The 24802-nt window shown below is 57.1% G+C and carries 18 protein-coding genes and 1 pseudogene; 15 read left to right on the top strand and 4 right to left on the bottom strand.

What is annotated here, in order from left to right; all coding sequences use genetic code 11:
* The 5 genes and pseudogenes from ACP5OT_RS14920 to ACP5OT_RS14940 all read left to right on the top strand — a co-directional run.
* A pseudogene (locus ACP5OT_RS14920) lies at positions 1 to 913 on the top strand (tetratricopeptide repeat protein); the annotation flags it as partial.
* 63 nt (positions 914 to 976) lie between these two features.
* Complete coding sequence (locus ACP5OT_RS14925; RefSeq protein ID WP_015941531.1) at positions 977 to 1324, top strand: roadblock/LC7 domain-containing protein; 348 nt, start codon at positions 977 to 979, stop codon at positions 1322 to 1324.
* A gap of 167 nt (positions 1325 to 1491) precedes the next feature.
* On the top strand, positions 1492 to 1947 hold the full coding sequence (ndk, locus tag ACP5OT_RS14930; RefSeq protein ID WP_424674827.1) for a nucleoside-diphosphate kinase: 456 nt from the start codon (positions 1492 to 1494) through the stop codon (positions 1945 to 1947).
* 85 nt (positions 1948 to 2032) lie between these two features.
* Complete coding sequence (gene aroF, locus ACP5OT_RS14935; protein ID WP_428132575.1) at positions 2033 to 3091, top strand: 3-deoxy-7-phosphoheptulonate synthase; 1059 nt, start codon at positions 2033 to 2035, stop codon at positions 3089 to 3091.
* Positions 3069 to 4193: an FtsW/RodA/SpoVE family cell cycle protein gene (locus ACP5OT_RS14940; RefSeq protein WP_428132578.1), complete on the top strand. Its 1125-nt coding sequence runs from the start codon at positions 3069 to 3071 to the stop codon at positions 4191 to 4193. The genes aroF and ACP5OT_RS14940 overlap by 23 nt, the downstream gene beginning before the upstream one ends.
* Here ACP5OT_RS14940 and ACP5OT_RS14945 read toward each other — a convergent pair.
* A complete protein-coding gene (locus ACP5OT_RS14945; protein ID WP_424674824.1) occupies positions 4190 to 5077 on the bottom strand; it encodes a sugar kinase in 888 nt (295 codons plus the stop codon). The genes ACP5OT_RS14940 and ACP5OT_RS14945 overlap by 4 nt on opposite strands.
* A gap of 220 nt (positions 5078 to 5297) precedes the next feature.
* On the opposite strand from ACP5OT_RS14945, the gene deoC reads away from it, so the two are divergent.
* Both deoC and sucD read left to right on the top strand, forming a co-directional pair.
* The gene (gene deoC / locus ACP5OT_RS14950) at positions 5298 to 5987 is read left to right on the top strand and encodes a deoxyribose-phosphate aldolase (protein WP_428132596.1); all 690 of its coding nucleotides are present in this window, start codon (positions 5298 to 5300) and stop codon (positions 5985 to 5987) included.
* Between the two features lie 144 nt (positions 5988 to 6131).
* Positions 6132 to 7022, top strand: coding sequence for a succinate--CoA ligase subunit alpha (gene sucD, locus ACP5OT_RS14955; protein ID WP_424674823.1), 891 nt, complete (start codon positions 6132 to 6134; stop codon positions 7020 to 7022).
* A gap of 56 nt (positions 7023 to 7078) precedes the next feature.
* On the opposite strand, the gene ACP5OT_RS14960 is transcribed toward sucD, so the two are convergent.
* On the bottom strand, positions 7079 to 8716 hold the full coding sequence (locus tag ACP5OT_RS14960; RefSeq protein WP_424674822.1) for a GAF domain-containing protein: 1638 nt from the start codon (positions 8714 to 8716) through the stop codon (positions 7079 to 7081).
* Between the two features lie 117 nt (positions 8717 to 8833).
* Here ACP5OT_RS14960 and ACP5OT_RS14965 point away from each other — a divergent pair, with 117 nt between their 5' ends.
* The gene (locus tag ACP5OT_RS14965; RefSeq protein WP_424674821.1) at positions 8834 to 9154 is read left to right on the top strand and encodes a Rieske (2Fe-2S) protein; all 321 of its coding nucleotides are present in this window, start codon (positions 8834 to 8836) and stop codon (positions 9152 to 9154) included.
* A 291-nt stretch (positions 9155 to 9445) separates the two neighbouring features.
* Complete coding sequence (locus tag ACP5OT_RS14970) at positions 9446 to 9739, top strand: PspC domain-containing protein (protein ID WP_424674820.1); 294 nt, start codon at positions 9446 to 9448, stop codon at positions 9737 to 9739.
* Between the two features lie 31 nt (positions 9740 to 9770).
* On the opposite strand, the gene ACP5OT_RS14975 is transcribed toward ACP5OT_RS14970, so the two are convergent.
* Positions 9771 to 10475 (bottom strand): metallophosphoesterase, encoded by a 705-nt coding sequence (locus ACP5OT_RS14975; RefSeq protein ID WP_424674819.1) that lies wholly within the window; start codon positions 10473 to 10475, stop codon positions 9771 to 9773.
* 62 nt (positions 10476 to 10537) lie between these two features.
* Complete coding sequence (locus ACP5OT_RS14980; protein ID WP_424674818.1) at positions 10538 to 11557, bottom strand: hypothetical protein; 1020 nt, start codon at positions 11555 to 11557, stop codon at positions 10538 to 10540.
* A 164-nt stretch (positions 11558 to 11721) separates the two neighbouring features.
* On the opposite strand from ACP5OT_RS14980, the gene ACP5OT_RS14985 reads away from it, so the two are divergent.
* From ACP5OT_RS14985 to ACP5OT_RS15010, 6 genes are all read left to right on the top strand, one after another.
* On the top strand, positions 11722 to 14550 hold the full coding sequence (locus ACP5OT_RS14985) for a glycosyltransferase family 39 protein (RefSeq protein WP_424674817.1): 2829 nt from the start codon (positions 11722 to 11724) through the stop codon (positions 14548 to 14550).
* A 12-nt stretch (positions 14551 to 14562) separates the two neighbouring features.
* Positions 14563 to 15807, top strand: coding sequence for a glycosyltransferase (locus ACP5OT_RS14990; protein WP_424674816.1), 1245 nt, complete (start codon positions 14563 to 14565; stop codon positions 15805 to 15807).
* An 88-nt stretch (positions 15808 to 15895) separates the two neighbouring features.
* The gene (locus ACP5OT_RS14995) at positions 15896 to 17968 is read left to right on the top strand and encodes a glycosyltransferase family 39 protein (protein ID WP_424674815.1); all 2073 of its coding nucleotides are present in this window, start codon (positions 15896 to 15898) and stop codon (positions 17966 to 17968) included.
* Between the two features lie 24 nt (positions 17969 to 17992).
* On the top strand, positions 17993 to 20287 hold the full coding sequence (locus ACP5OT_RS15000) for an ArnT family glycosyltransferase (RefSeq protein ID WP_424674814.1): 2295 nt from the start codon (positions 17993 to 17995) through the stop codon (positions 20285 to 20287).
* A gap of 137 nt (positions 20288 to 20424) precedes the next feature.
* A complete protein-coding gene (locus tag ACP5OT_RS15005) occupies positions 20425 to 22557 on the top strand; it encodes a hypothetical protein (protein WP_424674813.1) in 2133 nt (710 codons plus the stop codon).
* A gap of 45 nt (positions 22558 to 22602) precedes the next feature.
* Positions 22603 to 24645, top strand: coding sequence for a tetratricopeptide repeat protein (locus ACP5OT_RS15010; RefSeq protein WP_428132581.1), 2043 nt, complete (start codon positions 22603 to 22605; stop codon positions 24643 to 24645).
* Positions 24646 to 24802 lie beyond the last annotated feature (157 nt).

A 24802-nucleotide genomic window follows, 5' to 3' on the forward strand; every position in this document is an offset into this window, starting at 1 on the left:
GCCGGAGCTGCAACCGTTCTCGCTGGAAGAGCTGGGGTTATCGCCGGAGGAGATTGCACAGCTTGAGGCGGCGCAGCGTGGGGAGCCGGCAACCCCTGCAGAGCCGGAGCTGCAACCGTTCTCGCTGGAAGAGCTGGGGTTATCGCCGGAGGAGATTGCACAGCTTGAGGCGGCGCAGCGCAGCACACAATCCGAGCAGCCTGCTGAGACTACGGCTGAAGATGACTTGTTCGATTTCAGTATTGCGGAAACTGTTTCGGTCGCAAAGGCTGTACGTACAGCGCCACGGGTTGAGGAGCCGCAGCCAGTGCCAAAACCGGAAGATATGGGCTTTGTCCCTGAGCCACTCGATGCGCTTGACGATATTTGGCAGGCGCCACCTGAGCCGACGATGCCGGAGCCGGCACGAGTAGTGTTGCCGCCCTTAAGTGAACGTCCCAAGCCACAGCCGGTTGCACGTGCGGTGTCGGCTGAAGAGCGTCGCAGTGTTACTCCAACCCGTGATGATCTCCGCTTTGCGCGCCGTGAAGCAGCCAGTAGTGGTCGGGGACGCTCAGCGCGCGCACCACTTCGGCCCCGCGCGCCCGAAGACTTCATCCCAACGGGGAATGCAAAACTCGATGAATATTTACGGCAGTTAAGTGCGAATCCGACTAATCATGCGTTAGCCTTCACTATTGCGCGACTCTGTGCGCAGACCGGACAGGCCGAATTGATGGCAGTAGTCTATCGTCGCTTACTCAAGCAGCATACCCTGCTTGAGCGGATGGCCGAGGAGTTGGAGGATCTGATCAACACTGTTGACGATACGACCGTCCTCCGTCACCTACACCGGTTGCTTGGCGATGTCTACTCGCGGCAAGGTCGGTTGGATGAGGCAATTGCCGCGTACAGTGTAACTTTTGCTGAATAACAGGGATCCGTCTCTTTCTAGACGAAAGTAGTCTCTAAGATGGCACCACAAGAAAGGTTTAGCATGCGCCGTATCGTAGAAGATCTCATTCGGGTCGATGGGGTCATCGGTAGCCTATTGGTTGGCAAAGATGGTCTGGTTGTCGCCAGTACGCTGCTCGATGAAGAAGATGCTGAGATACTAGGCGCAATGTCGGCGGCTGTCTTCGGCGAAATCGACAAAGCGACCCGGCGGCTTGGTGTCGGTAATCTCGTCGACTCGATTATCGATGCGAAAGATGGTTCAATCTTACTGCTTGAAGCAAAAGATTTGATCCTTGTCGTGATCACGCAGCGTACCGTCAATCTCGGGTTGGTGAAGATGGAGATGCGTCGTGCAGCAAAGCGAATTAGTGAAGCAGTGCCGATCTAAATAAGTGTGAAGGCTGGATGATTTGGGGCAAAGGCAACGCTGTGCGTTGCCTTTATATTTTGCGTCTCAGGCGGCTTACGTAGTAGCGGCAATTGTTGGGAAATATCCGGCATATGGTATACTGACCAACGGAAACGGAATTCATTGTTTGATGCCATGAGGTATGCATGGAACGCGTATTACTGATTTTAAAACCTGATGCTGTCCAGCGCGGGCTGATCGGAACGATCATCAGCCGATTTGAACAGCGCGGGCTGAAGTTTCAAGGTCTCAAGCTGATGCAAGTTGATGAAGCGCTCGCTCGCCGTCACTATGCCGAGCACGAGGGCAAGAGCTTCTTTGAAGGTTTGGTGAAATACATCACGTCGGCGCCGGTGGTGGTAGCTGTTGTAGCCGGGAAGCCGGGCACAGTCGAGTTGGTGCGAACAATGGTTGGCGCAACTAATCCGGCGAAGGCAGCACCGGGTACGATCCGTGGCGATTTTGGTGTGGATATTGGTCGAAATCTGATCCATGCCTCTGATTCGCCGGAGAGTGGAGAACGAGAAACGGCCATTTTCTTTCAACCCCACGAACTCATCGGTGATTGGAACCGTACCCTTGATGGTTGGATCTACGAGTAATCGCGTTGTATACGGTGAACGGACCTTTAGGTCCGGCAATGCGGTTGGCACGGTCACGTGATTACTGCCAACCGCCAGCTTGTCTATGCTTGTCGTAATGGAAGCACACGCGACGGCGGAGCAGATCGAAGCTGTTTGCGCCGAGATTCGGGCGATGGGGTTTACGCCACACCCAATGCCCGGCCCGACCCGAACTGCCATCGGGATTACCGGTAACCAAGGCCCAATCGAGCAGGCCGGGCGGTTGCAGCGGTTGCCCGGTGTGAGTCAGTTGATACGGGTAACCGCACCCTACAAGCGCGTCAGTCGTGAGTTTAAAGAACTCGATACGGTGGTGGAGGTCAGTGGTGTACCGATCGGTGGGGCCAGTATTGCGGTAATCGCCGGTCCATGTACGGTAGAAAGTCGAGAACAGACCCTCAACGTTGCACGGGCAGTACGTGCGGCCGGTGCGATCATGCTACGCGGTGGAGCGTACAAGCCGCGCACCTCACCGTATTCTTTTCAGGGCTTAGGCGAAGCCGGCTTACGCATATTAGCCGAAGCGCGTGAACTGACCGGTCTGCCGGTGGTGACCGAGGTCATGGATACCGAGACGTTGCCGTTGGTGGTTGAATATGCCGACATGTTGCAGATCGGTGCGCGCAATATGCAAAATTATTCGCTGTTGCGGGCAGTTGGACGCACTCAGCGACCTGTCTTGCTGAAGCGTGGATTTGCCGCCACGGTGAAAGATTTGCTCTTAGCGGCAGAATACATTTTGGCCGAGGGGAATTCAAACGTCGTGCTGTGCGAGCGAGGCATTCGTACCTTCGACGACAGTTTGCGCTTTACCCTTGATTTGGGGGTCGTACCACTGATCAAACAGCTCTCGCATCTACCGGTGATCGTCGATCCATCACACGCGAGTGGGCGGGCCGATCTTGTCATTCCTATGGCGCGCGCCGCAATAGCAGCCGGCGCCGATGGATTGATCGTCGAAGTACACGATAATCCGGCCTACGCAGTCTGTGATGGGATACAGGCGCTTATACCGGACAGCTTTGCTGCGATGATGCATCAGCTTGCACGCATAGCGGCGGCAGTAGAACGTCCGCTGCTGAGTCGGGTTGAGGTGAACGGTGGACACACGACGTTGGCGTGATGTTGATTGGGCAATTATCGGTAGTGTCGTCGTCTTGCTGGTGTTCGGTGGTTTGGCTCTACATAGCGCCACCTTGAATGCCGTCGCCGGTAATGGCTTACCGTTGCGCCCTATCTTTGAACGTCAGCTCATTTACATCGTCGTCGGGTTAATCGCGATGGTCGCAATGATGGTATTCGACTATCGCCTGCTGTCGAGCCTTGCTCGTCCACTCTACATCGGCATCGTGTGCTTGCTGGCAGCAGTATTGGTCATCGGTCGGGTGAGTGAAGGTGCGCGAAGTTGGATCGCGATCGGCGAACGAACGTTTCAACCGGCAGAGCTAAGCAAATTGGTGTTGATCCTCGCGTTGGCTACCTACTGGCAACGCTACGCCGACCGCGGTGGTAGTTGGTTGGTGCAAGCCGGTGGGTTGGTGATAGCCGCTGTACCGATGGCACTGGTGTTTGTGCAGCCCGATTTGGGAACTTCCCTCGTGATGGCGAGTATTTGGTTGGCCATCGCTTGGGGTGGTGGGATGCGTCTGAGCCAACTGGGATTATTGTTTGCAGCGTTTATTCCGTTCGCATGGGTAGCCTGGCACTACGTTCTCGATGACTATCAGCAGATCCGGCTTAGCACCTTCTACTACCTGCTGACCAATCCGGCGGCGGTTGATTTTAATGCTGCCTACAACGTCATTCAAGCGCTCAATGCGATCGGCGCCGGGGGGCTAACCGGAGCTGGTCTGACACGTGGCCTCTTTAGTCAAGGCAATTATGTACCGGTACAGCATACCGACTTCATTTTTGCCGTCGTCGGTGAAGAATTAGGCTTTATCGGTGGAACTGTCTTGATCGTCTTTTTAGCCATCTTACTTTGGCAGACGTTAACAGTCGCTGCTAAGGCACGTGATCAGTTTGGGCGTTTGATCGCCTTGGGCGTTTTTGGCATGCTCTTCAGTCATACGTTGATCAACCTCGGCATGAATATGAGTCTGCTACCGGTGACCGGTCTGCCGTTGCCGTTTGTCTCGGCTGGTGGTAGTTTTATGGTCACGACACTTGCCGCCGTCGGTTTGGTGCAAAGTATTCATATGCGTCACCGGCAAATAGCATTCTAACTTCGCACCAATGCCTCAATTTCAGCCAGGGTTGGCAAAGCGCTGCGACCACCAAGACCGCGCGTCTTGAGGGCTGCAGCCGCACTGGCAAATCGCAATGCTATCGGTAATGGATCACCGCGGAGCAGTGCAAACAGCAATGCACCGTGAAATACGTCGCCACAGCCGGTCGTATCGATCGGTTGAGTTGGAAATGCCGGCGTGTATATCACTTCACCATCGTTACACGCCCAACTGCCCGCTTCACCGGCAGTGACGACAACGAGCCGTGCGTACCGTTCGGCCAACGCGCGAGTTGCCATCTCCAAATCTGACAAACCGGTCAACGCACGAGCAAAATTGGCCGAGACAACAATATCATCACACAGCGGGAGGAGTTCGATAACGGTAGGATTAACCCGTTCGGCGTCGATCATAATGCGCCCACCGGCGGCACGCACGTGTTGGGCTGCGGTCAGGGCTGCCGGCAGATGGCTATCAACCAGTAAGGCACGGGTCTGGGTGGCAAGTTCGATGGGAAATTCAAGATTGGCGAGGACTGTCGATTCGTTGTACCACCAGACCGTGCGGCGGTCGCTACCCGGTTCGGCCAGCACAATGGCCGCGTGTGATGAGCCGTGTCGGGTCGCCATCAGTGACGTGTTAACTCCGAAGTGGTGGAGTTCGGTGCGAATGGCAGTGCCGTAATGATCATCTCCGACAGCGCTAAACAATGCTACCCGTAATCCTAGGCGGGCGAGGGTAACTAGGGCTGTAGCGACCGGACCACCTCCCATCTCGGCCCATCCGGCTAACGGTTGCTTCTGCCCGATCACCGGTGGGGTAGCCGTAACTCCAATAATATCCCAACTTGCGACACCTACCCCTATCACATCAAACTGCATATTACCCGCTCCATGGTATATGCCTATCATCGCGATTTAGCGAATACCTTGACCGGCTGTGCTACAATAGCAACGTGAATAATGCCGGATCAATGAGTTATCCGTCAAGAGGAGCCTTGTCGTGGAAGACCTGATCGCGCAGGTGCGTGCGCAAGTCGATGCACTCGTCGGCTTACCAACCGGTACGCCGTTGCCGTACCAGCCACCACCTGCTTCAGACATACCTATTGCCAGCTTCATCGATCATACACTCTTAAAGCCTGAAGCAACGGTCGATCAGATTGATCGCCTCTGTAATGAAGCCGAACGGTATCGTTTTGCCAGTGTCTGCGTTAATCCGCGTTACGTCGAACGTTGTGCGCGCGCGTTGGCAGGGTCACCGGTGCGGGTAGGTACCGTCATCGGCTTTCCGTTGGGCGCTACCACCACGAAGGTGAAAGTGTTTGAGACGGTGCAAGCAATTGGGCATGGTGCGCGCGAAGTTGATATGGTGATGGCAATTGGTGCATTACGTGGGCGGGAATATCATGTCGTAGCTGACGATATTCGGGCGGTCACCGATGCAGCTCACGCGAGTGGAGTCCTGGTTAAGGTGATCATCGAAACCGGCCTCCTTACCGATCGCGAAAAAGTGATGGCTTGTCTGTTGGCAGTACGGGCCGGGGCCGATTTCGTCAAGACCAGTACCGGCTTTGGACCGAGTGGCGCAACCGTAGCTGATATTGCGCTGATGCGGGCGACGGTAGGGCCGACGATTGGCGTCAAGGCGTCGGGAGGAGTGCGCTCGCTAGCCGCAGCACAGGCACTGATTGCTGCCGGAGCAAACCGAATCGGGACCTCAGCAGGAGTGACAATTGTCCAAGAAGCGGAAGGGACGCCCTCAGACCGCTCAGCGCAAGATGCGTACTGAAGGTTAGTGACATGGTACAATGCGCGCCATAGCGAGGCAACGTCTTTTGCGACGGTAGCGATTGTTTGCATAGTAGTGATGATATAGTTGCATAGTGACGTACATGTGACCTAGCTCGTGTTCAGCTTTACCAAGGAGGCGTGCGTGAGCATCTTGATCGATGCCAACACCCGGTTGTTGGTACAAGGCATTACCGGCAAAGAGGGCGAATTTCACACCCGTCAAATGCTTGACTACGGCACGAACGTAGTAGCCGGAGTAGTACCGGGGCGAGGCGGCCAGATGGCGATTGATGGGCGAGTGCCGGTGTTTAATACGGTGTCGGAAGCCGTTGCGGCGACCGGAGCCAACACAGCGGTGATTTACGTTCCGGCCCCGTTTGCCCCTGATGCAATTCGGGAATCGGCGGCAGCGCGGATTCCCCTCATTGTCTGCATTACCGAAGGGATACCGGCGCTTGATATGGTCAGCACCTATGCGTTTGTCCAAGAGTGTGGTGTGCGGCTGATCGGGCCGAATTGTCCTGGGCTACTCACGCCGGGCGCAGCCAAAGTTGGGATCATTCCGGGGAACATCGCAATGCCGGGGCCGGTGGGTATTGTCAGCAAATCGGGCACCTTGACATACGAGGCCGTTGATGCACTTACCCGGATTGGAATCGGTCAGAGCACTATCGTCGGTATTGGAGGTGATCCGATTATCGGAACCAACTTTATCGATGTACTGGCGATGTTTGAAGCCGATCCGCAGACCGAGGCGATTGTGCTGATCGGTGAGATTGGTGGTACGGCCGAGCAAGAGGCTGCCGCGTATATCAAAGCACACGTAACTAAGCCGGTCGTTGGCTTCATTGCCGGGCAGACGGCCCCGCCCGGGAAGCGGATGGGTCATGCCGGCGCGATTATCAGCGGTGGCGAAGGCACTGCACAAGAGAAGATTGCAGCGCTGGAAAGCGTTGGGGTACGGGTTGCCCGCATGCCCACCGATATTGCCGGCCTGGTGAAGGATGCATTAGCTACCCGCGCCGTACAATAACGCAGGAGGACAGGTTGAAAACGCGGGGCAGGTATCAAACCTGCTCCGTCGTCGTTTTACGGAGTTTGATTGAGCGGGATCCGCAGCTCTACCGTCGTTCCTTGCCCAATCTCGCTCCGAATGCGGAGATCGGCGCCGATGAGGCGAGCACGCTCTTTCATATTGAGCAGACCGAGGCTACCGCGGTTGGTATAGCCACTCTCCACTGCAGCGACGTTAAATCCGCACCCACGGTCACGCACACTCGCCACAAGATGATCCTCTTCGACATACAGATAAATCGTGATCGAATCGCTGCGCGCATGCTTGCGGGCGTTATTAATAGCTTCCTGCAAAATGATAAAGATGGCACCCTCAATTTCAGGAGGGAGCCGTGGCACGTGAGCCGGCGCTTCGAGCCGCAGTTTCGTATCGTGACCCGAGGGATCACGCCAACGTTCAACGTACTGTTGGAGGGTTACTAACAAACCTTGTGTTTCGAGGCCAAGTGGTCGCAACTCAAAGAGCAAGTTACGAATATCGTGGGTCGTCTTTTGGACTAACTCGGCGAGCGTATCGAGTTCGGCGGGGACACGTTCCGGCATTGCCTTAAACAGACGCTTAATAAACTCGATATTCATCGCAATTGCGGCAATGCTCTGAGTCGGGCCATCGTGGAGATCGCGAGCGATTGCGTGCCGTACCTCGGCTTCTTTTTGCAGTAACCGGTCACGTTCTTCCTTTAACCGTTGGTACAGGCGTGCATTTTCGATGGCAATAGCCGCTTGGGCAGCAAGTGTAGTGAGCAGTTGCAAATCCTGCTCGCTAAACGGTTGACCATTAATCTTGTTGAGCAACTGCATTGCGCCGATGATCCGATCTTTCACCCGCATCGGCACACACACGATAGAACGGGTCACAAAATCGGCTTCACGGCTGATCGCATCATACCAGCGTGGATCATGCTCAACATCGTTGACGATCTGCCCGACCCCATGGGTCACGACCCAACCGGCGATCCCGCGGTCGGCCGGCATACGATACTGGCGCTGCTCACCGGGTATTTCCAGTACCAGCTCGTTGGTCTCTTCATCGAGAATGAAAATCGAACATCGTTCGGCTCCGACCACCTTCGGCGCCCGCAGTTTGATATCGTTGAGCAGGCTGTTCAGATCAAGGTTCACGGCGAGCGACTGCCCGATCTCGTAGAGTAAATGCAGTTCCCGCAGATCTCGCTCGGCACGCCGCAACATCGCAATCTTATCGGCTTCGCCACCGATGGCGCGCACCAGCAGCACGAGGAGTTCTTCGTCGAGTGGCTGTTGGTTGCCGGATTGTTGATCGGTGCGACTTACCACGAGATGGAGCAACCCAACCCCCTGACCACCACTCTGTAATGGCAACTCGATCAGATCGCGACTATCGTCAATCGAGTACGAACCAACAATCGGTTCGCCGTTATCATCGCGTCGAGCAAACCCTTCACGTGCCTGTTCGATCAACGAATTCGTTTCGGCGTCGAGCTGACCGCGGGTGACCTTAATCGTCTCACCGTAGGGAGAGATATAGAGCAAGGCGCCGGCTTGAGCCGGCCAGAAGGCAATCAAGCGGTCGAGCGATGACTGAAGCAAATCGGCCACTTCGTGATGACCGCCGGCAATAAGGAGCTGACTCAGCGTTTCCAGTTGGCGTTGATTAATTGCAAGCGGCGGCATAGGATCACCTCAAACTGTGGCAACAGGCGAAAAGCCAAACGTGTTAATAAGGGTTATTATAGCGTGTTGTTTGTACTGTACCGGATCGAGAAGATGACTGTCAATGGAAGAATGGTTATGGAACGGTTCAAAGTTTGTCATCGCAGTGAGCTGCTCCCCGGTCAGATGCGTTACGTTGAGATCGATGGCTTACCAATTGGGTTAGCGAATGTCGCCGGGACGATTTACGCTTTTAGCGACAGTTGCCGACACGAGGGTGGGCCACTGTCGGCAGGTGTGTTGATCGGTCATACGGTCACGTGTCCATGGCACGGTTGGACATACGACGTGCGTACCGGTAAGAGTCTTGTGCCGCCGGTTGGATTGCGGATCGCCACATATCCGGTTGAAGTGATCGATGATGATGTGTTTGTCATTATTGATTGGTCGTCAACGTAAATTCAGATATGCGATCATCATACTGATATTGTAATCGATTTGTAATAATGATCAAATACTACAATTTATCGTATTACTATTGATAATTTTACTGAAAAGAACACAGAGATACCTATACATATATGTACTAAACGGCAGCTATATTGTTTGGTATACAATGGTTCTATTGATTTAGATTGCCGGAACGCCGCTCCGAGATGTTGCAGCACAGTACACCAGAAAGCCGCAACCGGCACCGTACCGCTATCGTCATATACCCAGGTCAGAGTTGATAGAATATGAGGAGGTACTATGACCACGCAAACGCAACGGCTCTTACGTGTGCGGACCGAGCGTATGGTGGCCGGAGTAGCCGGTGGGTTAGCGCGTTATTTTGGGATTGATCCGATTATTGTGCGGTTGATCTTTGTCGGGTTGGGGTTGGTGAACGGAATTGGCGTGATCATCTACCTGGTGTTGTGGTTACTGATGCCGAACGAAGATGCGGCCCCAACCGACAACAATCTCGACGTAGCCATTGGTGAAATGCGGGCTATTGTTGAGCGGTTGTTAACCGAAATCCGTGACGTGTTTCACCGCCTATAAGCTCTATCGTAACGCTGCTCGAGTGGCGGCGTTACGAATCAAGCCCGCGGACGGCTACCGGTCCAAACCCCAGATAATCACATGCCGTCAATTGATAGTACACCCCATCGACTCGGCCTTGCACCGCGTTATCCCAATCGTACCGCCGGTGCAAATGACCGTAAATGCATGTCGTCGCATCGCTGGCAGCGATCATACGGGCGAACTCGGTCGGCTGGCGATTCACAAACGGTGGGAAGTGGATCATCACGATCAGCGGCTTGCCGATGGCAAGATGGCGTCCGGCGGTGAGGGCGCGAGCTAATAGCCCCAGTTCACGCTGATAGATCGGTTGATCCTTCTCACTGAAGCCGGGAGTTTCGGGGGTAATCCAACCGCGCGTACCACAGACCACGGCCTCGCCGATATCGAGAGCATCGGCGCCGATCAGGCGCAGGCTCGGCGGTAGATGGCGGCGGATCGAGTTGACACTGCGTGGGCACCAGTAGTCGTGATTCCCGCGGATCAATACCTTTGTGCCGGGCAAGGCGTCGATCCACTGTAAATCGATCAGTGCATCCGGTAATTTCATTGCCCACGAGATGTCACCGGCAATCAGAATCCAGTCGTCGGCGGCGACCCGATTGCGCCACGCTTGGGCGATCCGTTCGGGATGATCTTTCCAACCGGGACCGAAAATGTCCATCGGCTTAGGACGGGCAAACGAAAGATGGAGGTCAGAGATTGTCCAGATCATAGCGCCTGATGATAACAGGCTTGGCGGTGCAATGCAACTGCCGATATACTGAACGGTTCACTTCAACCCGACGGAGGCGTGAGCGGGCGATGGGTCAGTTTGCCAGAACCGAGATTAAACGTGACTTGCTCGGAACTTTGAACAACATTTGCCGCAATAACGTTGCCGTTTGGCGTGGCCAGCGTATATTCAACCGTACAGCCACCGACAAAGATCAGGAAGCCTGAGTTGAAAAAGTTTTTCTTCGCGATCAGATCACAACCCGATTGTGTCACTCGTGCGGCAAGTTGGTGAAAGCGTGGCTGACCGTTTTGGGTACTGTTCAAGAGGCGTTCGGCAAGGAGAACGCGGAAGAGAAGTGATTCGGTTGAGGTGTCTGCCGGTGGTGTAGTGACCGATTGCGAAGTGATCAGGAGATTGAAGAGCTGCTTCAGAATATGAGCATCGTTCTCTTTGGAATCATCGGGTGTTGATTTGTTTAGTAGTTCTAACAAAATTTCGCGCAGTGTATGTTCAATAGGAAACTGCTGGGTATCTGCCTCAAGCGGTGGGAAGGTATAGACACGCTGCTGCTGAGCGAGGAGGCTGTGGGCGAGCGCGGCATAGAGGGTCGCTTGGTCGATGGTAGTGTTGGTCGGGTAGAGTGTGTAATCGCTGCGCAAAAGAGCGACAAGTTTGGCCGTGTTCTCGGCAACGGCAGCGAGCGCCTGAATACTATTGCTAATACTGTCAAGCATCGCTGGAACCGGACTCATCATTGCCGCGAGCGAATTAGTCCCTAGAACCGGCACGTCTGGTTGGCGGGTTACCGGTTCTCTCGATCTGGGTTGTCTTGAAACGAATTGTCGCACCGTTTCGATCAACAATCGGTCATGTTCATCGATAAGGTGATGAACCAAGACAATTTCAAAACTTTTCTGACCGATACATGTGGCAATGTCGGAGGCTACCGTTTGAACACAGCGTTGTAAAGCTCGTAACACGGCAAGCTGGGCAATATGACTCAGATGGCTTTTTTGGTCTTCCACTAGGTTGATTGTCCTAGCAGTGGTCTTTGGATCAAGTATATTCTGATCGCTCATAACTGTCTCCTGTAACAATGAATATATTGTAGCACGGACAAGTAGAAATCTGCATTCGTGTAATCGGTGCATCCCATCGGTGCATCATTTTGCTGTGAGCTATAGCTCAGCATAATTGGCGGTATAATAGCCGTCGGCATTAGGCCAACCGGGTAAGGTGTATTATGGCCGTTAGCGATCGTTCAGTTATTGAGAAGCTGCACGTAACCGGAGACCGATACGTAGTCTGGGCGACGGTGCGCGCGCTGGTGTTGATTCTGACGCTCGCCCTGTTGGCCGGGGCGATGGCCTATCAAGCGCCACCACAAGGCCGCGTGGCAATCGGTTGGCTCGGTGATCGGCTCTTTTTCGGCGTGAGTCCGGGGTTGGGAGCAGCTCCGGTGCAGCGCGGTGAGTTGTTCGCCGATGAGCTAACCCCCGATTCGCCAACCGGACGGTCACGTTGGACACGCGAACGAGCGGTGTTGGTGTTGCCGAATGTTGGCGCCGGTTCACCGCTGCAAGTCACACTGACCGCACAGGGTTGGCCGGCGGAGATCGGTTGGCAACCGACGGTGACGGTCTGGATCGATGAGACGCCGGTCGGTGAGTTTACGCCGTCGGTACGTTGGGAGACGTACACGTTCACCGTGCCGGGCATTGCGCACCGCGCCGGTGATCTGACGATTACATTGCAAACCTCGGCGACGTTGGCCGATAGTCGTGATCCACGTCAGAAGGGGGTACGGCTGGCCGAGGTGCGGATTGAGCCGGCGAGCGAGCCGGCGCTATTCTTGCCGCCTGCATGGCCGGCAGTCGCCTTGCTCGGTTGGAATGCTGTGCTGCTCTACATCCTGTTAGCGCGGTTGCGGCTGAGTCCGCCGCTGGTCTATGGTGGTGCCGCGCTGGGTATCGGTGCGGCAGCAATCGGTTTGGCGTTGGCACGCATCTGGATGGCAGCGATCTTGCAGGTGGCGATGACCGGTTTGTTCGTATTGCTGGTGATTGCCTATCGTCAACCGTTAGTGTCCTTAATCCAGATGTTGGTACGGCGCTATAACCAGGGTCAGGCGCTTGGGTATGGGCTGGTCGGTGTTGCCTTGCTCTGTTTTGGCTATGTGCTCCTGCACGCCATCAATTGGTCAGCAGTGATCGGCGTGCGGTTATTCTGGCAGACCTTTCCTGATTCGCTCCTACTGGCGCTCTTGGGGACAGCATTGGTGGCGTTAGGGTTAACCTATGGCCGGGCCGGGTTGCCGCGTCTGAGCGATGCAATTGTCGATTGGTTTGCGGCCCGACGAGGTGCGTGGGTGGTGTTGGTAGGCTTTACCCTGCTCTGGTTGGGCTTTGAGGTAGTGGTCGCCGCTACGTTTCCCTACGTCGGACACGCCGATTACAGCGATAATGCCATCGTGGCCCGTAATTTAGTGCGTGGGCGGGGGTGGGTGGTCGATTACGTCAGCCAATTCTACACCGTGTACGAAGGTTTGACGCGCCCGCAAGAGACGTGGCCGTTGTTGCAGCCGGTCTGGATCGTGCCCTTCTTTGCGCTGTTCGGTCCAACGGCATGGGCGGCGAAGATTCCCAATTTTATCTTCGATCTCATCCTGGTGGGGCTGATGTACGCGGTTGGGAGCTGGCTCTGGGATCGGCGGGTCGGGGTAACGGCGGTCATTCTCGTGCTGACCAACTATCTCTTTTTTCGCCTGTCGATCTACGTGACCAACGATTTAGGCTTTGTCGTATTCAATATGGCAGCGCTGGCCGCTCTGTTGCGTAGCCATACCGATCAGGCGCGTCGGTGGCGTTGGTTGCTCATTTCAGCCGTTTCCACCGGGCTAATGATGTTGCAAAAACCGAGTGGTGCTATGTTTGCGCTGGGTATGGGTCTGTGGCAACTATCGTTGCTCACCCACGAGCTACGAACTCTCCCAACTTGGCCGCAACGCTGGCAACAGCTTCGCACACGGTTGACCCCGGTGGTGGTCTGGTCAGCGCTGGCGCTCCTTGTCCTCTCGCCCTATTTGGTGCGGAACATGATCCTGTTCGGCAAACCGGTCTACAGCACCGAAAGCCACGATGCGTGGGTGCTGGATTACCGTGGTGTGAGTGGCGATGCGTGGTCGGAAATTTACCGCGTCTTTGCCCCGGCATGGGGAGGACCGGGAGTGCCTGACCGCAGTTGGATCTTGCGCTGGGGGTTCGATGCCACGCTGACCAAGTTTATGACGCAGGTGCGCGAGTTACGGGCGTATCTGATGCCGGCGTGGCCGGGGTTGCCGGAACCGTTGGCGGTACTGTTTAGTCATGACGCGCGCAAAAATATTCTCACCCCGCTAGGTGCGTGGTTAGCGCTGGCCGGTGTGTTTGCTGCGGTGGTCTTCCGACGGCAATGGTTGAGCCTCATGCTCTTTGCCTACACACCGTACATTGCCTTCATGCTCACCTACTGGCGTACCAACGAAGAACGGTACTGGGTGATGATCATTCCGTGGCTGGCACTTTTGGCGGCGTGGATGATCTGGGCCGGTTACGACCGGTTGGCGGCAATCGGCGATCGGCGTTGGGCACCGCTGGGGCTGGTGTTGGCGTTGGTAGCGATTGGAACCATTGTGGCCGGATCGCAGGCCGATATTGACGACAAAATACGGAACGAACCGCGTATTTGGCAGCAAGACCTCGCTGCCTACGAATGGGTGCAGGCCAATACGCCGCCTGATGCGGTGATTATGACCCGCTTGCCGTGGCAGGTTAATTGGCATACCGAGCGGCCGGCAGTCATGATTCCGAATACCGATGATCGGGCTTTGTTGCTCCAGATTGCTCGTCATTACGGTGCGCGCTATTTGGTACTCGAAAATCAGATGCGGGTAAAGGGTGATGCCGGACGCTTGCTGGCACCGTTGATGGATCATAGCAACCAGCCTGGCATGGTGATTGATGGGTTTGAATTGCTCTATGCTAGCCCGACGCCCGATTTTCGCGCCTTTATCTATCGCATTCCCGATTCATAAACAGATTGTCGTATGCGTATCCTCATGTTGGCTTCTTCATTACCGAAATACCCGCGCGAGACTACCGCTCCGTTTATCGAAGAGATTGCAGCCGGTATCGTGGCTCGTGGTCATCAGGTGACGCTGATTGCGCCGTGGCATCCCGATCTGCGGCGCAATGCGCGTGAGCGGGGGATTGAGCTACGCTTTTTTCGTTATGCTCCGCATCCAGCATTGAATATCTGGGGGTATGCGCAATCGTTGCAGAGCGATACGCAGGTGCGTGAACGGGCATGGTTGGCCGCACCCTTTGCCTTGACGGCGTCGTGGTGGGCGTTGCGACGGGAATTGCGGCGAGCACAGGCTGTTGGTCAGCCGTTTGATCTGGTACAAGCGCATTGGGTGTTGCCCAACGGTCCACCGGCAGCCTTGGCAGCGCTGTCAGCCCAATTGCCGCTGGTGGTGAGCTTACACGGCAGCGACATCTATCTGGCCGAGACGCAGCCGGTGATGGGGAAGTTTGCCGGCTTGGTGTTCCGACAGGCGGCAGTGGTAACGGCGTGTAGCGCCGATCTGAGTATGCGCGGGGTACGTTTGGGGGCCAATCCCGCGCGCACGTTTGTCATTCCGTATGGTGTTGACCCCATACAGTTTCGGCCCGATCCAGCGGCCGCACAGCGTTTTCGGGATGTGTGGCACATTCCTGCCGATGCGCCGCTCGTGTTGGGTTTGGGCCGGTTGGTGGCGAAAAAGGGGTTTAGCGTTCTACTCGATGCGTGGCCGGCAGTGTTACGTATGCATCCAACAGCGCGGTTAGTGATTGCCGGTTACGGCGATCTGCGTCCGGCGCTCGAAGCACAAGCCGCTCGCTTGGGTATTGCACCGATGGTTATCTTTACCGGCCAGCTTGATCGGGCATGGGCAGCGATGGCGATGGCAGCGGCCGATGTGTTTGCGCTCCCGATTATCCGTGATGGGGTGGATGGGCTGCCCAACGTCTTGCTGGAAGCGATGGGTGCAGCGCGACCGATTGTGGCTGCGCGGGTGGCCGGTGTACCTGATGTGATCAGCGATGGGGTACATGGCTTGATCGTTCCTGAACGTGATCCGGCAGCGCTCGCCGCTGCGATTGGCCGATTGATCGCCGATCGGGCGCTGGCCGAGCGGTTAGGTGCCGCAGCACGCCAGCGGATTATCGAAGAATTGACGTGGGCGAATACCGCGGCTCGCTACGAAGCAGCCTTTGTGGCGGCAGTACGCGGTAGGAGTTGGGCATGACGATAGTACAGTTGGAGATCGATTGTCTCGCCTATCGATGCACATACGCCGACTATGCGTTGCTCCACCATCAGCAGGAGGTTGGGTAATGAGATGGAGCTGGTCGGTGTTCTTTATCCTCAGTGGTTTGGCTGCGCTAGTTCTCCGCCTCTACCGGCTTGATGCTCAGAGCCTCTGGCTTGATGAGGGCAACAGTTGGGCTATGGCGATGCAGCCGTGGTCGGTACTGTTGCTTGATTTGGTGCGACCCAATGCGGCCTATCCGCTCTACCACCTCTTACTCAAGGCGTGGATGGTTGTAGCCGGGACAAGCGAATGGGCATTACGGCTGCCCTCGGCGCTGGCCGGTGCGCTCAGTGTGCCGCTGCTGGCGTTGGCAGCACGGGCAGCGGTGCCCACCGACCGGCGGCGCGCTATTGTCACTGTGGCGGCAATGCTGATCAGTATGTGGTCGCCTTTTGCCCTATGGTACGCACAAGAGGCAAAGGTCTATGCGCTCGTTTTGTTGGTCAGCGCGGCAATGCTCTGGTTGACATTGCGTGCGGTGCAGCACGATCGGACCGCAGATTGGGGATGGCTGTTCGGATTGGCGATTGTTGCCTTCTTTATCCACCGTTTAACGGCACTATTGACCTTGAGTGCGGCACTGATATGGCTGTTCAGCCGTCCACGCCGTTACGCATGGCTTATCGCGGCCGGTCTTCTGCTCATTGGGGTGGGGATGATTGCGGCAATGGTAGCCGGGATCGGTAGTGACCGTGCTACCAGCGGTGCGTCAATTGCGGCCGATCCGCTACGAGCGTTGTGGCTGACCTTTACCCGCTTTAGCCTCGACCGTTGGCCGGGCGATGTGCCGTGGGTGTGGTTCGTTCCGTGGCTGGTGCTGATGGTCTTGGGCTTGATTGTAGTATGTACTATCTCGCATCGGACGGCACTGGTCTTGGGGATAATGGGTGGGGTACCGTTGTTGCTCTTCGCACTTCAGTTGGTACTCACCCGTCTCTACGAAGCGCGCTATCTGATGATCATCTTTCCGGTGTGGGTGGTGGTGTTGGCGCTAGGGTTGGCGCCACAGCGTGACGGTGGGTCGGGTTGGCGGTTAGCGACGGTGATCGGGTCATTGACTCTCGGCGGAGTGCTGATCACCGGTGGTTGGTCGCTCTTTCAGCCGCGGTTCGGTCTCTTCTCAGGCGACCCGGTCAAAGAACAGTACCGTGAAGCCATCACCGAATTGGCCCGTCGGCTCCATCCCGATGATGCAGTCGTCGTCCATCCCGGCTATCTACGACCGTTGTACGACTACTACATGGCGCGCTTGAGTGCCGATCCTGCCCCGTCGCCCCTAACCTTCGCCAATTTCTGGATGGGCGAAACCAGCTATAGTCAGCGTGATTGGGATGCCGAGCGACGGGTCGCGTTAGCCGGCTATACCCGCAGCTTTTTGGTGATTGCGCCAGACCATGCTCGTACTGTTGATCCGCCATTGCCCGGCGATGAGTACGGACTCGTCGGCAATTTCTGGGCTTTTAGCCGTGAGCAGCGGACATGGCCGTGCGGGATTTGGCGTTTTCAAGGCGTCCACCTCTTTTGCCAGGAAGCACCGGAAGCCTATATCACCGGTGCGGTGATTGAGCCGGCCACGCCCGTGACGGCGACATTTGGCGATGATCTGATCCTGTTGGGGTATACGCTGAAGGCCACCACACTGGCCGGGCCGGGGGTATACCGTGCCGGCGGCAACATCCCGTTGAGTCTGTTCTGGGATGTCCGCCGGCCGTTGGCGGAAGACTACAGTCTGTTCATTCATCTCTGCCGCGATTGCGAACAGCCACCGGTAGCGGGTGATGATGGGCAACCGTTAGCCGGCTACCTACCGACGAGCACATGGTTGCCGGGCAAGCCGGCTCGTGACGACCGTGCCGTTCATGTGCCGCACGATCTACCGCCGGGCGAGTATCAGCTTCTGATCGGCTGGTACCGACCGACCGATCCATCACCGGAAGGACGTTTGTCGGTGCGCGGTGATGGTGCGCTTGGGGTGGGTCGGCTTTGGTTGGCAACGATTGAGATTATCGGCGATGATGAGGGGGGACGGGGTGATACCGACGCGCTTTCCGAACTTCCCTATCGCAGCTCGGAGTTTCATCTCGGTACAAGATAGTTGCAGACGTGTGGCATCATCAACGTGCGTATCTTTCACGATAATCGCTATACTCGACACTGGCCGTTGCTGGTGGCAATCCTGATTGGTATTGCCCTCCGGGTAGCACTGTGGGGCAATCTGCCACGGCTCGGTTTGATCTCCGACGAAGCTGAGTATCTGGCTGCTGCCGATTGGCTGGCCCACGGACGTGGTTTTGCGTGGCATAGCGGCTATCTCTGGACGCGGGCACCGCTCTATCCACTGTTTTTAGCAGCACATATCGTACTGTTCGGTCGGAACCTTGCGCCGATCTTTGTCAGTCAAACCTTGCTAAGCCTCCTGAACGTGGGGTTGGTCTATGTCCTCTCCCGGAAGCTCGGCGCTACACCGCTCGTGGCCGGTGGTGCCGCGTTCTTCAGCGCAATCGCGTTACCGCTGGTGATGTACCCGCAGTTTTTATTGAGTGAGACGCTGTTTATCAGTTTGTTGCTGATAGCGTTCTCCTTCTTAGCCGATCCACAGCGTCGACAGCGTGTGCTCATTGGTGGACTATTGCTGGGCTTGGCGACCCTAACGCGCGGCCTCCTACTCGGCTTTTTGCCACTGGCTGCGCTCTGGATCGGCTGGCGTGCCGGCGGCAACTGGCGTGAACGATTCATAGGAGCGCTACTGCCACTGCTAGCAGCAAGTATCCTCATTGGGCCGTGGGCACTCTACGCCTCGCGCACGTATGGCGGCTTGATCGTGATCGATACTACCGGTGCGTACAATCTGGCACTGGGTGGACGTACCGCTTACGACGGTGGTCGGAGCGATGCGCCCACGCGCAACTTTACCTTGGCCCTGCTCGATCCGTCACTCGATGACGCAACGCGCGCCACGCTGAGCGCCGGTTCGTGTCTCGCCCAAACCGGCGATCCACGCCTCAGCGCCGCATTGGCGAGACCGGTCACCGCGATCACGCAAGCCGAACGGCAACAACTGCTCAGTGCCGAAGGGTGGTGTCTGATCCGGGCAAAGCCGGCAGCATTTGTTAGAAAGACCCTGATCGAATTAGTTGATCTGTTTCAAATCAACTTTAGTGGCGATGAACGCCTCGCCGAAGGCTTTGCGTTAGGGCGGTTACCACGCTGGTATACGCTAGCGATGCTGTTGCTCGATGACACGCTCTACATCATCACTCTGCCACTGGCAGTGTTGGGATGGGCGGTGGTACGCCGGACCAATACCGGCGGGCCATTACTGGGCTTAATCGGGCTGTGGCTACTCTATAATCTGGCTGCTGCCCCGCTGTTATTTGCAATCAACCGCTTTCGCACCCCCTTGCTCCCATTCCTCTTTATCTTGGCCGCATTCGCGTGGGCGGCGCTCCCGCAGTGGCGACAATGGTTAAAAAGCCGGCAAACGCAATTGTACGCGGTGTTAGCGCTTGTCTTGTGGTTGGTTGCCGCTACGCCGTATGCCTACCTTGAACCTCGGTTACCGGACGCACCCTCACGCTGGGCGTCGTATTTTGGCCCATACCCATCGGCGATAGCAGCGGCGCAGATCGCGTGGCAACGCCGTCCACAGTATGAAGCAGTATCCCGCTTGGAGGCAGCGGTTGCTCACAATGATCTAACGGCGTGGACGCAAGCGCTGACCGATCCGGCGGTGCCGGCGTATGCACGAGCCGTAGCCGAGCCGTTGTTGGCGGCTCGCCTTGGGCAGCCTGAGCGGGGATTGGAACTCTTAGATCGGCGTCAGCCACTCTACCCATGGCAAGCTGCGATTATACGCGGCGAGTTATTGCGCCAGATGGGTGATTTGGCCGGCGCACGGCAGTGGCTCGGCCTGACTTTGGTCGATGACTGGAACCCGACGGCGTGGGCGTGGCGCTGGTTGCATCCACCCCGCTTGCCCGGCGACCGGATCGATCTGGCCGATGATAACGATCTTGGCTACATCGATGGTTTCTTTCTAGGTGAATACGATCCGGTGCTCGGTGCAACGGTGCGGTGGGCGAGCGAGACGAGCCGATTACGCTTTCCGGCAGCGGCTACCGGTCAGCCCCGCCAACTTTGCTTACGCGCAGCGGCGAACTGGCCACTCGATCTGCCGTTACCAACCGTGCAGGTGATGATCGGTGAGATGACAGTGGGTACGTTCATACCCAATCGTTCCTTGTACGAGTATTGTCTGCCGCTACCGGCGTTGCCGGCCGGTGACGAGTACGTAATCACGCTACTCAGCCCCGGCTTTGTGCCCGATGCGCTCGATCTGGTGCGCCGGCAAGGGCCGCAAGTGGGTCAGGTGCGGATTCTAGCTTTTCAGCTTGATTGGGCCGAGGTGCGGTGAGGGTACATTTGCAGGCCGCGATAGATTGCTCTTGGCTGTGGACGAGCAGATAGATTGCCCGTCATCATTGCCGGCGACTATAGGCAACGTCTTCGGATGAGTCACAGCCGATTATCAAGAGAAATGGTAATCCTTGCATGGACATCGACCGACAACCTGATCGTCGCTGGTGGGTAGCGGTAGCCTCACTCACAGCGCTGGCGCTGGTGATACGCCTGTTCGTTTGGCGCTGGCGCGAATTCTACCCATTGGGCGGCGATGAAGCTGAATACCTGGCGCAGGCCATCACCTTGTTGCAAGAGCGGCGCTACGTCGAGTTGCGTCTGATGCGGCCACCACTCTACCCGCTCTTCCTCGCCGCAACGATTGTGGTCGTCGACTCGTTGGTGCAAAACTTGCGGTTAGTACAGGCGCTGATCAGTACATTGACTGTGCCCCTGATCGCGCTGCTAGCGCGGACGCTCGCTCAGCGTAGTGCGCCGCAGATGCCACCCGCGTTTGCCCGCCGGGCCGGGCTGCTGGCCGGATTGCTGGCCGCCTTCAACTATACGCTGGCGGCCAACGCCACCGAATTATTGACCGAGACCCTCTTTTTGGCCGGCTTGAGTCTCCTATTCTGGCTAGTGCTCCGGCCAGCTCTGTCTTACCGTTTGGCGCTGATCGCCGGTCTGATCCTCGGTGCGCTCTGCCTGCTTCGCTCGGTAGCGTTGCCGCTGTTGCCACTAACAATGGGCTGGTGGTTGGTCAACGCCATACGTGCCGAGCACGTGCGCCGTGGATTTGGTCAAGCAGCACTGCTTTTGCTCGGATGTGCGCTGATGATCGGGCCTTGGACGGTACGCAACACGCTGACGTATGGCGGCGTGATCCTCATCGACACCACCGGAGCAGAAAATCTGTGGCTCGATAACGACCCTGCTGGGCGTGAAGCGGTAAAAGCACAGCTCTACGCACTCGGCGAAGACCGACTACTGCGGCAGCGTCTTGCCACCGAGCGCGGGATCGCGGTCATTACCGCCGATCCAGGCCGGTTCATCGCCAAAATGAGCCGCGAGCTGCGCCTCTTCTTTGCACTCGAACAGGTTGACGACATGCGGGCGCGTCCGGCAATTTGGGTATCGCCCGGAGAGATGGTGGCGCGGTTGGTGTTGGGGGATGGAATATGGGTACTCATGCTACTGACCGGCAGCTACGGGTTGGTGCGATGCTGGCAACCTACTTCGGCCACTCCAGAGGGTTTCTGGCGCTCACTGTGGCGCATCTTCGCCGATCCGCGTTGGCTGCTGGGCACGTGGGCAGCATATGTCCTGCTCACCACCTTAATCTTTCATGTCGAACTGCGTTATCGCTTACCGCTCTATCCGGTATTGCTGGCTTACAGCGGGATGGTCGGGGCGGCGCAATGGCCGATACCGTCGCGCATGTTGCCCCGATCACAGCCGGTAGCCTTGCTGATGCCCATACTGGCGCTGGCAATCACCCTCTGGCATGCCCCCTACCCCTGGCTCGGATGGCAGTTAGCCGCCAAGCATTGGTTACTCCGACAGGCGGAACAAGCGTTAGAACGGGGTGACTCGCGGACTGCGATTGCTGCGGCGCAACAGGCACTCTATCGCGATCAGCAGTCGGTCTTGGCGAGAGTAGCCCTCGCGCGGGCCGCTCTGCTTGACGGCGACCAACCAACCGCTTTACGCTGGCTCGATGAGGCAATCGCGGTGTTACCATCCCATCCCTATCCACACTTACTCCGCGGCGATCTCTTGCGGCAACAAGGTGATCTGATCACGGCTCGTGCTGAGTTAACTGCCTTTGCCACCACTTCACGCGAGGATTTGGCGACATGGCTCTGGGAACGGAGTGTCACGCCGCCACCGACAGTCTTGAATCTTGGTGACGGGCTTGATCTCGGTTTCATCCGCGGTATGCACCAACCCGCTGCCAATGAACACGGTTGGCGCTGGACAGGCGGGTGGGCACAGGTTCGGTTGACAGTACCGACCGGCGCGGAGACCATCGCCCTGACGGTGCGCAGTGGCCGACCTGACGGCAAGCCGGTGCGGATGTGGATCACCTTCACCAACGGCGCACAATATCCGTTTGTGGTAGGAGCGGATTGGCAGACGGTCACCATACCGCTCGTTTCGCGCGATCAACCGCGCACGGTCGTGGTATCGATCACATCACCAACCTTCTGGCCGCGCACCTACGATCCGGCAAGTCCTGATGGTCGTCGGCTAGGCGTGCAGGTGCGGCAGGTTGTAGTGCGTTAGACCGCGATAAGGGACGTTCGATTATACAACCTTCTCAGTTACCCTATGAAACGTGACACTCGGTGGATTATCGGGATTCTGGTACTGGCGGCGCTGATTCGCATCGCGCTCTGGTTGCAACCACTTCACTTGCCGGCTAACGATGAGGTCGAGTATCTCACCGTGGCTCGTGATCTGTTAAGCGGGAAGGGATGGAGCTTCTACGAACGTTACCACTGGTTACGGGCACCGCTCTACCCGCTCTGGCTAGCCGGATCGCTCTGGCTGGCCGGTGGTGACGTATGGTTAGCCGCACTTCCCAACATTGCGCTAAGTGTGCTCAACGTCTACCTCGTCTACCGTCTCTCCCAGGCAATTGGTGATACCCTCAACCCAGTCGTTCATCGTCTGGCCGCTTTCATTACCGCGATCCTGCTCACGAATGCCACCTTTGCCGCGCTATACATGAGCGAAACCCTCTTCACCACTCTCTTCAGCGCAGCGCTGTGGCTCCTCTTAGCGTGGCGACAGCGTGGCGCACGGTGGCCCGACTGGCGCATCTTCGTCGCCGGTGGGCTGTGGGGTTTAGCCCTCCTGACCCGCTCAATGCCGCTCTACTTCACACTCGTCGTCGTTGGATGGATTGGGGTAGTCGCTGCCGGGCATTGGCATACCCTATTGCGTCGCCCGGCCACCATCCTGATCGGGGTCATCTTTGCCATCACCGCCCTTGCCGTGGTTGCGCCGTGGACAATCCGCAACTGCCTCAGTTACCGTAGTTGCATTCTGATCGAGACCGGTCTCTCGTACAACCTGTGGGCATTCAACGAGCCACGTGAGGATATGGCAACCATCTTTCGGGTCCTCGAACAGATTCCCGACCCATCAGAGCGGGCAGCTTATGCGACTGCGCGTGGGCTTGAGCGGTTACGCGAAGACCCGGCGATTATGCTGCGTAAGCTGTGGCCGAATTGGCTGGCGATTTGGCGTGTCAAAGCTATTCAAGACCGCTTTCTGCTCACAGACTACCGCGCCGATCCACCACCATTGCTCTTCCTCACTGCCCTGATGTTCGATGATCTGCTCTACGGATGTATCGCAGTGGGGGGAGTTGCGGCGATGGTCTATGCGGCAATCCGTAAACGAGCACCGGCCATCTTGTTCGTGCTTTGGCTTAGCTATTTCATTGCGGTATCGTTGGTCACCCACGGCGAAGGAAGGTACCGCCACTTCATCTTTTGCGCGCTCATTCCCTACGCGGCACGGGCGTGGCTGGTACTGCCCAACCTGCGCCGCTTGTCCCGGCCTGCATTGGCTGGAAGCTTGGTCGTTGCCGCTATCGTTGGTCTGTCGATCCTCATTGCTTATCACTGGGAATACGCTTGGCACGGTGCCGGGCGCAGCGTATGGCGTCTCCAAGGCGATCTCGCCCGTGCCACCGGTGATCTGTCACGGGCGATTGCGGCGTACCGGCAAGCATTAGCAGTGCAACCAACCCCCGACGGCTATCTAGCTCTTGGGCATGTCTTACGTGCGCAGGGTGACAGTGATGGCGCTATCGCTGCCTATCGAGCCGCCGTGCGCAGCAACATCCTCTATCCGTTGCCCTACGTCCATCTCGGCGACATCTTGCGTGAACGGGGTGATGAGAGTGCAGCACGGCAAAGCTACCGTCCGCAATACGTCAGTGAACAAACCTTACTCGATCTCGCATGGCGCGAGACTAGCCCGGTGGCGCAACCGGTGATTGATGTCGGCGGCGGGCTGGACTTCGGCTACCTGCATGGCTTCTATCCAGCCGAATCGTTAGCCGGTTCATCAGCACGCTGGACGGGAGCGGTCGCGCGCATCCGGCTCCCGGCGACTGTGCGGATGGTACGGCTACGGGTGGCGGCCCTACGCCCCGATGCGCCGGTGAAGGGTCACATCTGTGTCGAAGGCAACTGTCAGGTGTTTCGGCTCGGTATTGAATGGCGCTGGCTGATCGTCTCCTTGCCGCCAGTGACAATGGGCGAAGGGTTGCGCGAAATTGAGCTACGAGTAGTGCCTTGGTCGGCCCCTGATGGGCGTGCGTTGGGAATGGTGGTGGATGTGGTGGAGACACGGTAACGCAAAGGACGGTAACGCAAAGACGCAGAGGGCGCAAAGACGCAGAGGGCGCAAAGACGCAGAGGGCGCAAAGACGCAGAGGGCGCAAAGACGCAATTGCACGGCGGTGCGACCCCGAACGCATATTCCTTGATCGGTCAAGCCGGCTCATACCGAT

The sequence above is a fragment of the Chloroflexus sp. genome, assembly GCF_049970315.1.
Classification (GTDB): Bacteria; Chloroflexota; Chloroflexia; order Chloroflexales; family Chloroflexaceae; genus Chloroflexus.